Origin of the sequence: Lysobacter sp. 22409, from assembly GCF_052045105.1 — a bacterium.
Lineage (GTDB): Bacteria > Pseudomonadota > Gammaproteobacteria > Xanthomonadales > Xanthomonadaceae > Lysobacter > Lysobacter antibioticus_B.
The window spans coordinates 8865-21880 of the sequence record NZ_JBQEOE010000060.1; the positions used below are offsets into that span (position 1 = coordinate 8865).

The 13016-nt window shown below is 68.5% G+C and carries 15 protein-coding genes and 2 pseudogenes; 11 read left to right on the top strand and 6 right to left on the bottom strand.

Features of this window, described 5'->3' with window-relative positions; all coding sequences use genetic code 11:
* Positions 1-129: 129 nt before the first annotated feature.
* Positions 130-771, top strand: a pseudogene (locus tag ACTJJK_RS21455) (RNA polymerase sigma factor); the annotation flags it as partial.
* 739 nt (positions 772-1510) lie between these two features.
* Here the strand turns inward: ACTJJK_RS21455 and ACTJJK_RS21460 are convergent.
* Entirely contained in the window at positions 1511-2140 is a 630-nt protein-coding gene (locus ACTJJK_RS21460; protein WP_440731209.1) for an EF-hand domain-containing protein, read from the bottom strand.
* A gap of 131 nt (positions 2141-2271) precedes the next feature.
* On the opposite strand from ACTJJK_RS21460, the gene ACTJJK_RS21465 reads away from it, so the two are divergent.
* The 4 genes from ACTJJK_RS21465 to ACTJJK_RS21480 all read left to right on the top strand — a co-directional run bounded on the left by ACTJJK_RS21465 (position 2272) and on the right by ACTJJK_RS21480 (position 5491).
* Positions 2272-3036, top strand: coding sequence for an arginyltransferase (locus ACTJJK_RS21465; protein WP_430536919.1), 765 nt, complete (start codon positions 2272-2274; stop codon positions 3034-3036).
* A 126-nt stretch (positions 3037-3162) separates the two neighbouring features.
* A complete protein-coding gene (locus ACTJJK_RS21470) occupies positions 3163-3588 on the top strand; it encodes a hypothetical protein (RefSeq protein WP_031373518.1) in 426 nt (141 codons plus the stop codon).
* Positions 3589-3764: 176 nt separating this feature from the next.
* Positions 3765-5018 carry an endonuclease/exonuclease/phosphatase family protein gene (locus tag ACTJJK_RS21475; RefSeq protein WP_440731210.1) on the top strand — a complete coding sequence of 418 codons (1254 nt, stop codon included), beginning with the start codon at positions 3765-3767 and terminating at the stop codon, positions 5016-5018.
* A gap of 8 nt (positions 5019-5026) precedes the next feature.
* A complete protein-coding gene (locus tag ACTJJK_RS21480; protein WP_152566357.1) occupies positions 5027-5491 on the top strand; it encodes a hypothetical protein in 465 nt (154 codons plus the stop codon).
* 158 nt (positions 5492-5649) lie between these two features.
* Here ACTJJK_RS21480 and ACTJJK_RS21485 read toward each other — a convergent pair whose 3' ends face one another.
* The 3 genes from ACTJJK_RS21485 to purT all read right to left on the bottom strand — a co-directional run bounded on the left by ACTJJK_RS21485 (position 5650) and on the right by purT (position 7817).
* Complete coding sequence (locus ACTJJK_RS21485) at positions 5650-6009, bottom strand: hypothetical protein (protein WP_031373521.1); 360 nt, start codon at positions 6007-6009, stop codon at positions 5650-5652.
* Positions 6010-6106: 97 nt separating this feature from the next.
* Complete coding sequence (locus ACTJJK_RS21490; protein WP_031373522.1) at positions 6107-6514, bottom strand: hypothetical protein; 408 nt, start codon at positions 6512-6514, stop codon at positions 6107-6109.
* 103 nt (positions 6515-6617) lie between these two features.
* Positions 6618-7817: a formate-dependent phosphoribosylglycinamide formyltransferase gene (gene purT, locus ACTJJK_RS21495; protein ID WP_031373523.1), complete on the bottom strand. Its 1200-nt coding sequence runs from the start codon at positions 7815-7817 to the stop codon at positions 6618-6620.
* A gap of 107 nt (positions 7818-7924) precedes the next feature.
* Here purT and ACTJJK_RS21500 point away from each other — a divergent pair, with 107 nt between their 5' ends.
* The 6 genes and pseudogenes from ACTJJK_RS21500 (at position 7925) to ACTJJK_RS21525 (ending at position 11537) form a co-directional block, all read left to right on the top strand.
* On the top strand, positions 7925-8905 hold the full coding sequence (locus ACTJJK_RS21500; RefSeq protein WP_440731211.1) for a hypothetical protein: 981 nt from the start codon (positions 7925-7927) through the stop codon (positions 8903-8905).
* Between the two features lie 193 nt (positions 8906-9098).
* Positions 9099-9955 (top strand): annotated as a pseudogene (locus tag ACTJJK_RS21505) (SPFH domain-containing protein).
* Positions 9956-9965: 10 nt separating this feature from the next.
* Positions 9966-10334, top strand: a complete 369-nt coding sequence (locus ACTJJK_RS21510; protein WP_031373526.1) for a hypothetical protein — start codon at positions 9966-9968, stop codon at positions 10332-10334.
* The gene (locus ACTJJK_RS21515) at positions 10331-10513 is read left to right on the top strand and encodes an Arc family DNA-binding protein (RefSeq protein ID WP_031373527.1); all 183 of its coding nucleotides are present in this window, start codon (positions 10331-10333) and stop codon (positions 10511-10513) included. The genes ACTJJK_RS21510 and ACTJJK_RS21515 overlap by 4 nt, the downstream gene beginning before the upstream one ends.
* Positions 10510-10689, top strand: a complete 180-nt coding sequence (locus tag ACTJJK_RS21520) for a DUF4177 domain-containing protein (RefSeq protein WP_223621623.1) — start codon at positions 10510-10512, stop codon at positions 10687-10689. Before ACTJJK_RS21515 ends, ACTJJK_RS21520 begins: the two co-directional genes overlap by 4 nt.
* A 53-nt stretch (positions 10690-10742) precedes the next feature.
* Positions 10743-11537, top strand: coding sequence for a M15 family metallopeptidase (locus tag ACTJJK_RS21525; protein WP_440731212.1), 795 nt, complete (start codon positions 10743-10745; stop codon positions 11535-11537).
* 80 nt (positions 11538-11617) lie between these two features.
* On the opposite strand, the gene ACTJJK_RS21530 is transcribed toward ACTJJK_RS21525, so the two are convergent.
* Positions 11618-12307, bottom strand: a complete 690-nt coding sequence (locus ACTJJK_RS21530; protein WP_031373530.1) for a DNA-3-methyladenine glycosylase family protein — start codon at positions 12305-12307, stop codon at positions 11618-11620.
* Position 12308: 1 nt separating this feature from the next.
* Positions 12309-12698 (bottom strand): DUF423 domain-containing protein, encoded by a 390-nt coding sequence (locus ACTJJK_RS21535; protein ID WP_223621620.1) that lies wholly within the window; start codon positions 12696-12698, stop codon positions 12309-12311.
* Positions 12699-13016 lie beyond the last annotated feature (318 nt).

Consider the following 13016-nt stretch of genomic DNA (forward strand, 5'->3'; position numbering starts at 1 on the left):
TGCCGCTGCCCGGAGAACCCTGATGATGCCGCGCCCGACGCCCCGCCCGATGTCCGCCCCATCGTCCGCCGCACGCCCTCGGGTGTCTTCCGGGGCCCTGCCGCGCTCGCTCGAGCGCCGGAGCGCCGCATGAACGCCGAAGTCCTGTCCTCGATCATCGACCACGACCTGCCGGCCGCGGCCGGCGGCGACCGCGCCGCCTATTCGCGCATCGTCTCGGCCTGCCAGAACTCGGTCACCTCGATCGCTCTGGCCATGGTGCGCGACGTGCACGCCAGCGAGGACATCGCCCAGGAGGCCTTCCTCAGCGCCTGGCAGAACATCCGCAGGTTGCAGAACCCGTCCAGCTTCCTGCCGTGGTTGCGGCAGATCACCCGCAACCTCGCCAACGACCATCTGCGCTCGCGCCAGCGCCAGCCGCGCGCCGTCGACGACGTCGAGGCGGCGATCGCCGCCGCGGCCGACCCCGAGCCCAGCACGGTCGAACGCCTGATCGAAGCCGAGCGCACCGAAGTCGCCGCCGAACTGATCTCGGCCTTGCCCGACGAAAGCCGCGAAGTGCTGTTGCTGTATTACCGCGAAGGCCAGAGCTCGCAGCAGGTCGCAGCCCTGCTGGGCCTCAGCGACGCCGCCGTGCGCAAGCGCCTGTCGCGGGCGCGCAGCACCGTGCGCAGCGAGCTGCTCGACCGCTTCGCCGTGTTCGCCCGCGCCAGCGCGCCGTCGGTCGGTTTCACCACCATGGTCGCCAGCGCGCTCGGCGTGATCGCGCCGACCGGCACCACCACCGCGGTGGTTGCGGCCGGCTCGATCGGTTCGAGCCTGGCCGGCAAGTTCGGCGCCGGCGGTCTGGGCACCGCCAGCGCCTCCGGCGGCGTGGTCGGCAGCGTATTGGTGTTCATGGTCGAACGGGTGTTCTCGCCAGTGTCCGAGGCGATGACCGGCGCACCGCTCGATGCCGCATCGATTTCAGCCTCGCTTACGTCTTGGGCCAGTCACTCGCTGGGTTCGCTGATCGGCGGCTTCGTCGGCGGCACGGTGGCGACGGTCCTGATCGCCCGCTATCTGCTTTCGTTCGCCGCCACTGCCGACGAGCGACGCGAAATCGCCCGCTTCGTACGCCTGACTTCGGCCACCGGCGCCGCGTTCGCCATCGCCTTCGTCGCCTCGATCGAATTCGACCGGGGCTGGGTGCTGCCGATCACGGTGACCGTGCTGTTTCTCGCGATATCGCTGTGGCAACTCCTGATCACGATGCCGCGGGCACTGGCACCGAGCTTCGAGCGCATCCAGCGCGAGACCGGCTCCGATCCGCGTCGGAGCACGACGTATCGTTGGGTATTGGGAACACCGGCAATCGTGTGGAGCACCCTATTGGCAGCGACTTCGGTCGTGCTCGCTCTGTATCTCGGCGGCCGCTTCGGCTGAGCGGCATTGCCATGCCGAAACGGAAAGGGCGCACCGAAGTGCGCCCTTTTGCGATTCGTCCAGCGCGAGCCGGATCGAGTCACGCTCAGCGATGCGGCATCGGCTTGAGATCGGCCTTGCTCAGGAAACCGTCGCGATCCTCGTCGAGGAAGGCGAAGTTGCGCGCCAGGCGCGGCATCTTCTCTTCGACTTCGAGCTTGCTGAGCTTGCCGTCGCGGTTGAGGTCGGCGGCGGCGAAGTGCTCGTCGAAGCGCTTGGCGCGCTCGGCTTCGCGCTTCGGGCGCTCGCTTTCGTGGTAAGCGCGCAATTCGCTGCGCACCAGATAACCGTCGCGGTTGCGGTCGATCTTGGCGAACGACTCGCCGATGCGCGGCGACTTCGCCGCTTCGGCGGCGCTGATGCGGCCGTCGCCATCGCTGTCGAGCCCGGCGACACCGCCGTGGCCGCCATGACGGCCACCGTGCTCGCGGCCGCCGCGATGCTGCGGGCGCTCGCCGGCGTCGAGTTTGCCGTCGCGGTTCTTGTCGAGACTGTCGAATTTTTCGGCCAGACGCGGGTGCTTGGCGGCTTCCTCACGGCTGATCGCACCGTCTTGATTGGCGTCGATCTTGAGGTGCGCGCGCGGCGTCGCCGTGCCGGCCGGGGGCGAGGCCATGGCCGTACCGGCCAACGCGACCGCGGCGAACAAGGCGACATAAAGGGGGGAACGGTTCATGCGTCGACTCCTGCGGCAGGCGCCACCGTGGCGCCGATGACCGGATCAACGCCCCCGGCCCGGGGCGGTTGACACGGCCCGGTTCCGGTTCAGTGGCAAGACAGCGACCGGACCCCATGCGCAGGGCACGGATGCGGCGCTATGCTGGCCCCATGGGCACGCAACCGCAGCCGGACAGCGACGACCTCCGCCTGTTCCACACCGGCGAGCACGCTTGCGGCTATTGGCCCGAGCGCGTCGCCCGCGACCTGGTCCTGGACCCGCGCGATCCGCGCCTGCGCGAGTGGTATCCGCATGCGCTGGGCTGGGGCTTCCGCCGCTCCGGCGACATCGTCTACCGACCGCATTGCAGCGGCTGCCGGGCCTGCGTCGCGGTGCGCATCCCGGTCGAGCAGTTCGTGCCCGACCGCAGCCAGCGCCGCTGCCTGGCCCGCAATGCGCAGGTCGAGATGCGCGTGCATCCGGCCGAACGCAACGAGGAGCAGCTCGATCTCTACAAGCGCTACCTCGCCTCGCGCCACGCCGGCGGCGGCATGGACGGCCACGGTGCGATCGAGTTCGACCAGTTCCTGATCGGCAGTTGGAGCGAAAACCGCTTCCTGGAGTTACGCGAGCCCGCGCCGCGCGGCCACGGCCGCCTGCTCGCCGTCGCCGTCACCGACGTGGTCGACAACGCCTTGTCGGCGGTCTACACCTTCTACGACCCCGACCTGGCCGACCGCAGCCTCGGCACCCTGGCGATCCTGCGCCAGATCGAATGGGCCCGCCGCGAACGCCGCAGCCATCTCTATCTCGGCTATTGGATCGCCGGGCACCCGAAGATGGATTACAAGCGCCGTTTCCGCCCGCTCGAAGCTTTCGATGGTCGCGATTGGCGGGTTTTTACACATTTGTAACACTCGTCTCGTTCAGGTCGTGTATCTCGTAGCCCGGTCGTAACCAACGACGTGCGGGAACGGCGCCACTCAAGGCATGGCAATGGAGCCGCCACCCATTCAACTCACCGCCACATGGAGTCCGCAATGAAATTGAACACCCTGTTCCTGGCTGCCGCGATCACCCTCGCGCTGGCCGCCTGCAACAAGCCGGCCGACAAGCCCGCCGACGCTGCTCCGGCCGCCGACGCACCGGCCGCCACCGCGCCGGCCGATACCGCCGCTCCGGCGGCGACCGACCCGGCCGCTGCGCCGGCGGCTCCGGCCGCTGCTGTCGTCGACAGCGTCGGCGTGCCCGAGTGCGACGATTACCTCAACAAGATCTCGGCCTGCTTGACCGAGAAGGTGCCGGAAGCCCAGCGCGCCGCGTTCCAGACCGGCATCGATTCGAGCCGCAGCGCCTGGAAGCAGGCCGCCGGCACGCCGGAAGGCAAGGCCAGCCTGGCCACCGCGTGCAAGACCGCGCTGGACCAGAGCAAGGCTCAGTACGCCGCGTTCGGTTGCACCCTGTAATACTTCGTACCACTTCGCGACACGCTCTTCGTTTCGACACGACGCCCCGGTTCGCCGGGGCGTCGTTGTTTGCGGTCCAGGTCGGTGCAACCGATGCGCACAGGGCGCCCGCTGCGCTCGGCGATTCCGCCCGACCCTGTAACGATGCCGCGGCGGGGCCATGCCATCATGCGCGCATGCTTCGATTCCCTGCCTCCCGACTTCCCTTCCGCGCTGGCGCCGCCCTTGCCGCGCTGCTCATGACGGCCTGCACCCAGGTGAACGTACACGGCGATCCCAAGGCCTGGGTCCGCGACCAGGCAGACGCGTCGGCCGCTGCGCCCTTGCGCGTGGCGACCTACAACACCTCGCTCTACGACGACGCCGACGGCGGCCTGATCCGCCGCCTCGAAGCCGGCGACGGCAACGCACGCAAGATCGCCGCGGTGCTGCAACGGGTGCGTCCGGACGTGGTGCTGCTCAACGAATTCGACTACGACGCGCAACAGCGCGCAGCCGAGTTGTTCCAGCGCGACTACCTGGAAGTGGCGCAGGACGGCGGCGGCGCGGCCTTGCATTACCCTTACCGCTATCTGGCCCCGGTCAACACCGGCGTGCCGAGCGGCCTGGACCTCGACGGCGACGGCCTGGCCGGCGACGCCCAGCGCGCCGACCGCGCGCGCGGCAACGACGCCTGGGGCTACGGCCTGCACCCGGGCCAATACGGCATGCTGGTGCTGTCGCGTTATCCGATCGACGCCGCCGCGGTGCGCAGCTTCCAGACCTTCAAGTGGAGCGCCCTGCCCGGCGCGCGCCAGCCGCGCCATCCCGACACCGGCAAACCGTGGTATTCGGCGACCGCCTGGCCGCAGATGCGGTTGTCGTCGAAGTCGCACTGGGACGTGCCGGTGCGCACGCCGCTCGGCGTGCTGCACCTGCTCGCCGCGCATCCGACACCGCCGGTGTTCGACGGCCCCGAGGACCGCAACGGCGCGCGCAACCACGACGAAATCAAACTGTGGGCGCGTTACCTCGACGGCGGCACGCCGGCCTGGTTGTGCGACGACCAGGGCCGTTGCGGCGGCCTCGCCGAGGATGCGCGCTTCGTCATCGTCGGCGACATGAACGCCGACCCGGTCGACGGCGACGGCGTGCCGGGCTCAATCAAGCAATTGCTCGATCACCCGCGCGTCGATGCGAGCCGGGTACCGCGCAGCGAAGGCGCGGCCGAACGGGCGAAGTTCTACGGCTTCCCGCGCAAGGGCGACACCGCCGAACACACCGGCGACTTCGGCCCCAAGGCCGGCACCCTGCGTCTGGACTACGCACTGCCCTCGCGCGGCTGGAACGTCCGCGGCACCGGCGTGTTCTGGCCGAAGCCGGGCACCGCCGACGCCAAGATTTCCGAAGCCAGCGACCACCATCTGGTGTGGGTGGATCTGGCGGATTGAGCACGCCGATGAAGAATGAATCGATGGACCGTCGCTATCTCAAGCGCATGGAGGCTTATTGGGCTCGGATCGAGCGCGGCCGCCAGTCCTTCGATTGGATCGCAGACAGCGATTTTTTCGATTTTTGGCATACCCATATCGATTGGCGAGGCCGCGGCAACCGCTCGCTGTCGGACCGGATACGAGTGGCAGAATTGACCTGCCGACTGCTGCTCGACTTGAACGCGTTCGCACGCAGCAAGCCCTTCCCAGTGCAATGTTGGGCCACGCTATGCGAGGACACCGGCAACAATGCGGTGTACCTGCACTCGGCCAATCCGAACGGCGTGCCATTCCCGTACGACTTCGAGGGAATCGAATGGGACGTAGAGCCGCCGCCCGAAGCGGCATCGATCACTCACACGGTGCCCTACAGGATCGGCCGTGTCCGTTACCGGGACTCGACCGCGCACATCATCCAGCTGCGCGATTGAAGCGATAACACCCCGTCATCCCCGCGAAGGCGGGAGTGAATAGATGCGCTTCTCGCACGAAATCCGGTGGATCCCCACCTGCGTGGGGATGACGCGCTGCAGATGCATGGCAGCAACCAGATACATAGGCCGCTACCTAGACGGCCGACTTCAGCGACTCAAGCCGTCGCGTGAAACTCCCGGATCACCTCGATCGTCCCGACGATGTGATCGTTTAGCTGTTCCAGTTCCTCGGCCGGCACCCACCATTCGGTGTGGTGCTCGCCGCCGACCTTCTGCAGCGGATAGCGCGCCATGAAGTCGGCACGCACCTGGAAGCGGGTCACCGCGCCGTAGCCGCTGTCTTTTACGTTCCAGCGTTCGGCGATCTCGGCCGCGTAGCGCTCGTTGCTGACCGGGTAGAAGATCGGCTGCTCCGGCAACCGCGGCGGCCAACGCTTGAATCCGCTCTTGCGCAGCAGCGCGAGTTCCTCGGGGCCCACCGGGCGATACAAAGTGATCGTGTCCGACTTGCTCATGGCTGACCTCCTGTCGGCGCCATGCTCGGGCACCTGATCGTTGTTGGACGCTAGGTCACGGGCGCTGCGCCGGCATCCGCATGCGGTGTTCGCCCGATTACTCCGGCTTGTCCTTCGCCGTCACCGGCGCGGGCGCATCGGGCACTGCAGGCGTGGGCTCGGGTACGACGACCGGCACGGGTGCAGCCGGCGTGGGCGCAGCCGCCACGCTCGCGGCCGGCGCGGTGCGCACCACGCGCGGGCCGAAACCGAAGGCGCCCTCGCCGTGCGCGGAAACGATCATGCGCACCATGTTGCCCGGCACCATCAGCTCCAGCGACAGGTCGCGGCCGTCGGAAGCGCGGCCCTCGAGGGTCATCTCGATGAAGGCACCGCCGGTGTCGATCTCGCGACACAGCACGTGCGGACCGACCGGACCGTCGAGCAGGTAGGGGCGGATGGCTTCGCCGAGCGCTTCCAACGCCTGCGGGAAGAAAAATACGGCGTAGCCCTGTGTCTCGTTCATGACGCTCCCCTGAAAACTCGATGCAGCGGTGGTGACCCGGCGAAGCTAGGGATCGGCGCCGGTCGTGCGGCATCGATTCCAGGATCGTGAGCGCGCGCGACGATCAGCGCAATTCGACCTGCAGTTGCGCGGCGGCCTCGCGCGCCTTCGCACGCGCATCCTCGACGTCCTGGCCGAGCGCGAGCGTCACCGCGACCCGGCGCTGGCCTTCGACGCGCGGCTTGCCGAACAAACGCAATTGGGTATCGACCTGACCCAACGCGGCGTCGACGCCGGAAAACACCGGCACACCGTGGCCCTGGGCGAGCACCGCGCACGAAGCGGAGGCGCCGAACTCGCGGATCGTCGGGATCGGCAGGCCGAGGATCGCGCGCGCATGCAGGGCGAACTCGCTGAGGTCCTGTGAGATCAAGGTGACCAGGCCGGTGTCGTGCGGGCGCGGCGAGACTTCGCTGAACCAGACTTCATCGCCCTTGACGAACAACTCGACGCCGAACACGCCGTAGCCGCCGAGGTCGTCGGTGATGGTGCGGGCGATCTCCTGCGCCCGCGCCAGCGCCACCGGCGCCATCGCCTGCGGCTGCCAGCTTTCGCGGTAGTCCCCGTCGCGCTGCAAATGACCGATCGGCGCGCAGAAGGTGGTGCCGGCGGCATGGCGTACGGTCAGCAGGGTGATCTCGTATTCGAAGTCGATGAAGCCTTCGACGATGACGCGGCCGGCACCGGCGCGGCCGCCGGTCTGGGCGTAGTCCCAGGCGGCGTCGACAGCGTCGGCGCTGCGCACCAGGCTCTGGCCCTTGCCCGAGGACGACATCACCGGCTTGATCACGCACGGCAGGCCGAGCTCGGCGACCGCGGCGCGATAGTCTTCGGCGGTGTCGACGAAGCGGTAGGGCGAGGTCGGCAGTTGCAGGGTCTCGGCGGCCAGGCGGCGGATGCCTTCGCGGTCCATGGTCAAACGCGCCGCGCGCGCGGTCGGGATGATCCGCGTGTCGCTGCCGCGCGCGGCGAATTCCTGCTCCAGCTCGACCAGGGTCTGGGTATGGATGGCCTCGATCTCCGGCACGATCAATTGCGGCCGTTCGGCCGCGATCAAAGCGCGGATGGCCTGGCCGTCGAGCATGTCGAGCACGTGGCTGCGATGGGCGACCTGCATCGCCGGCGCGTTCGCATAACGGTCGGCCGCGATCACCTCGACCCCGAACCGCTGCAGTTCGATCGCCACTTCCTTGCCGAGCTCGCCCGAACCGAGCAGGAGCACGCGGAAAGCGTGCGGGGACAGCGGCGTGCCGAGCGTGGTCATGCGGAATCCTCGTAAAACCATGGGGTGGATGAGCCTAGTCTAACTTTCCGGGCTATCGGCGCGGCGCCGGACTATGGCCACAGCATCGCCCATGCGATGCTGTGGCCATGCCCTTCGCCCGTCCTCGGCCCGCGTCGCGCGCCGTCGCCCCCGCACCGCAGTCCAGCCACGCCCGCCGCCCCCGTGCGGCGCGACGGCTGGCGCTGCTGTTGGCGGCGACGCTGCTCGCGGCGTGCACGGGCGAACCCGAGGCGCCCCCGCACGGCAGCAGCCAGCTCGCCGGCATGATGCTCGACCCGCAGTTGTCGGAGATCAGCGGCCTGGCCGCCTCGCGCCGCCATCCCGGCGTGCTGTGGATGCACGACGACGGCGGCAATCCCGAGCGCCTGTTCGCGGTCGCCGACAACGGCGACCGGCTGGCGACCCTGCGCATCGAAGGCGTCACCAAGACCGACTGGGAAGACATCGCCGCCTTCGAGCTCGACGGCCGCCAGTACCTGCTGATCGCCGACACCGGCGACAACGGCGGTCTGCGCCGCAGCCTGCAACTGCATGTGATCGAAGAGCCGGCGAAGATCGAGAACGCGCGCCTCAAGCCGGCCTGGTCGATCGCTTTCCGCTGGCCCGACGGCGCCCGCGATTGCGAGGCGGTGGCGGTCGACATCGCCCGCAAGCAGGTCCTGCTGATCTCCAAGAAGCGCCAGCCGCCGGAGCTGTTCTCGCTGCCGCTGATGCCGGCCGGCAACGCCCTGCAGACCGCGACCCGGCTTGGCGGCCTGGCCGGCATCCCCGAACCCGATGCGCAACTGCGCCGCAGCAACCCGACCCGGGCCAAGCTGCAGGGCCAGGTCACCGCCGCCGATATCTCCCCCGACGGCAACACCCTGGCGGTGATGACCTACCGCTACCTGTTGCTGTACCCACGCCAGCCGCGCCAAAGCTGGGCCCAGGCCGTCGCCGGCCAGCCCCGGGTCAGCGACTTGCCCTGGCTGCCGCAGGCCGAAGCGCTGGGTTGGTCCGCCGACGGCCGCAGCCTTTACGCCACCGGCGAGTTCATCCCGGCGCCGCTGTACCGGATCACGCCCTGAGGGCATTCGCACCGCGCTACGGGTACCCGGCGTTTCCCTGGCGGGGCCATGGCCGCGATTCCACCCGCCCTCGTCGATCCAAACGGCTTCGCCCTGCCTGCCGGGCCCGTGCCGCCCTTTCCGACGATCGGGCATTCCAGACCTGATATCAATCTGATATCAATATGTTTGGACAACGAGCGAGACGGACGCCATGAAAGAGAACCCCACCCAATCCCTCTCAGGCATTCCGGTCCTGCTGGGCTGCCTCGGCCTCGGCGCGATTGGCGCCTATGCCTTCCTCGGCGGCGTCGCCAGCGAAAGCGGGGCCAGCGTGATCGTCGCGATCCTGGCCGGCGCCCTCGCCTTCTGTCCGGCCTGTACAAGATCGAGCCCAACCAGGCCGCGGTGCTGAGCCTGTTCGGCAAGTACGTCGGCACGGTCAAGGACAACGGCCTGCGCTGGAACAACCCGCTCTACGCCAAGCGCAAGGTCAGCCAGCGCATCCGCAACTTCGAAAGCGGCAAGCTCAAGGTCAACGAGCTCGACGGCAGCCCGATCGAGATCGCCGCGGTGATCGTCTGGCAGGTGGTCGATTCGGCCGAAGCGGTCTACAACGTCGACGATTACGAAACCTTCGTGCACATCCAGTCCGAGTCGGCGCTGCGCGCGATGGCCACCAGCTACCCCTACGACCAGCACGAAGACGGCCAGTTGTCGCTGCGCAGCCATGCCGCGGAGATATCCCTGCACCTACAGCAGGAACTGCAGGACCGCCTCGCCGACGCCGGCGTCAACGTGATCGATGCGCGCATCAGCCACCTCGCCTACGCGCCCGAGATCGCCCATGCCATGCTGCAACGCCAGCAGGCCAACGCGGTGATCGCCGCGCGCACGCGCATCGTCGCCGGCGCGGTCGGCATGGTCGAAATGGCCCTGGCCGAACTGCAGAAAAACGGCGTCGTGCAACTGGACGAAGAGCGCAAGGCGCACATGGTCAGCAACCTGTTGGTGGTGCTGTGCAGCGACCGCGGCGCGCAGCCGATCGTCAACGCCGGCAGCTTGTACTGAGCAGGCTCCGATGACCCTCCACGACTACCTCGTCCCCATCGCGATGGCGGTCAGCGCCGTACCGATCCTGGTTTCGGCGGTACTGGTCGCGCGCGGCAACCTGCACCTGATCAATGGCCTGGACGCCTCGCGCCTGCCCGACCCGGCCCGCACCGCGGCGAAACTCGCCCGCCTGCTGGCGACGACCGGCGTGGCCATGCTGCTCGGCGGCGCCGGCTTCTACTGGGCCGGCGACAACGAAGGCCGCATCGCTCTGGTCGTGGTCGCCCTGCTGCTGGCGGTCAACGGCCTCGCCGTCGCCTTGATCCTCGCGATCAGCGCTGCGCGCCGCAGCTATCGCGACCGCCCCGGCGGCGGCGAAGGGACGCGCCGGCGGTGAGCGAGAAGAAGGCCTATCCGCTGCGCATCAATGCCGAGGTGCTCGCCGCCGTGCAGCGCTGGGCCGACGACGAGTTGCGTTCGCTCAACGCCCAGATCGAATATGTCCTGCGCGACGCTCTGCGCAAGAATGGGCGGCTGCCGCGCCAGGACACCCCGACTCCCGAGGAAGACCCATGACCCAGAAGTGGAAACATCAAGTCGTCGAGCTGACCTATCAACTGTTCGAGTCGCCGATGCGGCAACGCATCCAGGAAGAACTCGACAAACGCGGCGAGCAGGGCTGGGAACTGGTGTCGGTCGAGCACGACCCGAGCATTCTCGGCACCCGCCTGTATTTCAAGCAACCGGCCTGACGGCACCATCGGCGAACGTGGCGCGACGCGCCCTCGCCGGCTAATCTGAGCGCATGCGCGGCCACGGCCACCTCCTGATCAATACGCCCGAGATCGAACTCTGGCCGGGCGGTCTGCNCAGCAACCACGACGCCCGCGCGCTGTCGCGTGCGCGGCACGTGCTGCGACGCAAGCGCGACGGCCGTTTCCTCGCCGCCGACCTGCCCGAAGGTCTGTTGCCGCTGGTCCACCGGCTGATCCACGAAGACGGCATCGGCCACGCCCTCGATGCGCTCGACGCCATCGTCGAATACCGCCGCGAGGGACTGCTGCGAATCCACGAGCTGCCGCTAGATCGGATCGAGGAGCGGCTGTCCGCACTCGGCCTGGACTGCGACGGCTACGAAGCGCGAACCGGCCTGGGCCTGATCGCCGAACCCGACCGCCTCGCCTACGCCGGCGTCGACCGCTTCCGCCGGCCGCTGTGGCTGCATCCCGGCGCCGCGCGTGCCTGGAGCCACCTGCGCCAGGCCGCCGTGCACGATGGTATCGTCCTCGATGCCATCTCCGGCTATCGCAGCCACCATTACCAACTCGGCATTTTCGAGCGCAAACTCGCGCGCGGCCTCGGCGTCGACGAGATCCTCACCGTCAACGCCGCCCCGGGCTACAGCGAACACCACAGCGGCCTCGCCCTCGACATCGGCACCCCCGGCGAACCGCCGGCCGAAGAGTCCTTCGAGCACACCCCCGCCTTCGCCTGGCTGCGCGACAACGCCGGCGGCTACGGCTACGTCATGAGCTACCCGCGCGACAACCCGCACGGCATCGTCTACGAGCCGTGGCACTGGCGTTACGACGCGAAATAATCCGCACGTGGCTGCAAGTCAGCGATGAAAGACGGCCATCGCCGCGCGGGACATCGACAATGCCCAGAGTCGACGCGCGCTCAATCCTGCGAACGGTTGGTCCTGGCCTTGGCGGCCTCGGAAAAATCCGCGATCCGCCACAGGTACAGGCTGGCGTAACTGCGATACGGCCCCCAGCGTTCGCCGAGTTCGGCCAAGGCCTTCGGCGCCGGCATCTCGTCGAGCTTGTCGACGCGCTGCGCGCCCTTGCGTATGCCCAAGTCGTCGACCGGCAGGATGTCGGGGCGGCCGAGGCGGAACATCAGCATCATCTCGACCGTCCAACGGCCGATGCCGCGGATCGGCACGAGCGCGGCGATGATGGCGTCGTTGTCCATCGTCGCCATGCGCCGCAGGTCCGGGATCTCGCCGCGCGATTCGCGCGCCGACAGATCGCGCAGCGCGAGCAGCTTGTTGCCGGACACGCCACAGGCGCGCAGCGCCGCGTCGTCGCAACGGCCGAGGGTGTCGTAATGCAGGCGGTCGCTTCCGATCGCCGCTTCGACCCGGCCGACGATGGTCGAGGCGGCCTTGCCGCTGAGCTGCTGGAACAGGATCGCCCGCGCCAGCGCATCGACCGGGTCGAAGCGCTGGCGCCAACGCGGATCGGTCGGGATCGGACCGTTCTCCAGCCGATCGACCTTCTTCATCCATGCGCCGAGCTTGCGATCGCGCTTGCTCAGATAAGCGTGCGCGGCCTCGGCGTCGAACCCCCGGACATGTCGCGGCATCTCAACGTCTCAGCGCATCGGCGGCGTAGACCAGCCACGCCAGGATCATCAGGCTGCCGCCGTAGGGCAGCAGACGGGTCGAAGCGCCGAAGAAATATGCCGCCGCCAGTCCGCCGGAAAACACCAGCACGCCGACGAGCAAGGCCAGCAGAGCGACCCGTGCCAGCGTACGCCGAGCGATCGGCGCCAACGCGGCCAGGGCCACGCCGTGCCCGAAAGCGAACACCGCCGCCGTCTGCAATCGCGATTGCGCCGCCGGATCGGCGACGTGCGCGGCATAGGCCGACAAGGCCACCGCCAGAGCGGCCAGCACCGCACCGGCCGCGGCCAGCGCACGCGCTCCGCCGGGTGCGGATGCCGATGAAGAAAGTTCGCGCGAGGAAGAATTCATGCGTTCGGGAACCTCAGTGCAGGGCGACAGACGCCAAGCCTGCGCCGCCGGATGAGCACGATAGCAGCCAAGGCCGATGGCGGCGCGGGCGTGGCTATGCGGATGTTGCGGATGGGGGATCGTCGGAGTGGGCTCGGCCATGCTGAGTCGGCTGTGTTCGTATCCGACGCGGGCGCGTTGCCGTTGCTTTGCTTCGGCTGTGCGTAGCTTCGCACTAGCGAAGGCAGTCGAAGACCCAGAGGGCGGCCCGCATGGATGCGGGCCGTTTTTCATCGGGACAGGGATGTCCCGTATGAAAAATCCCTGCGTCGGCATCGC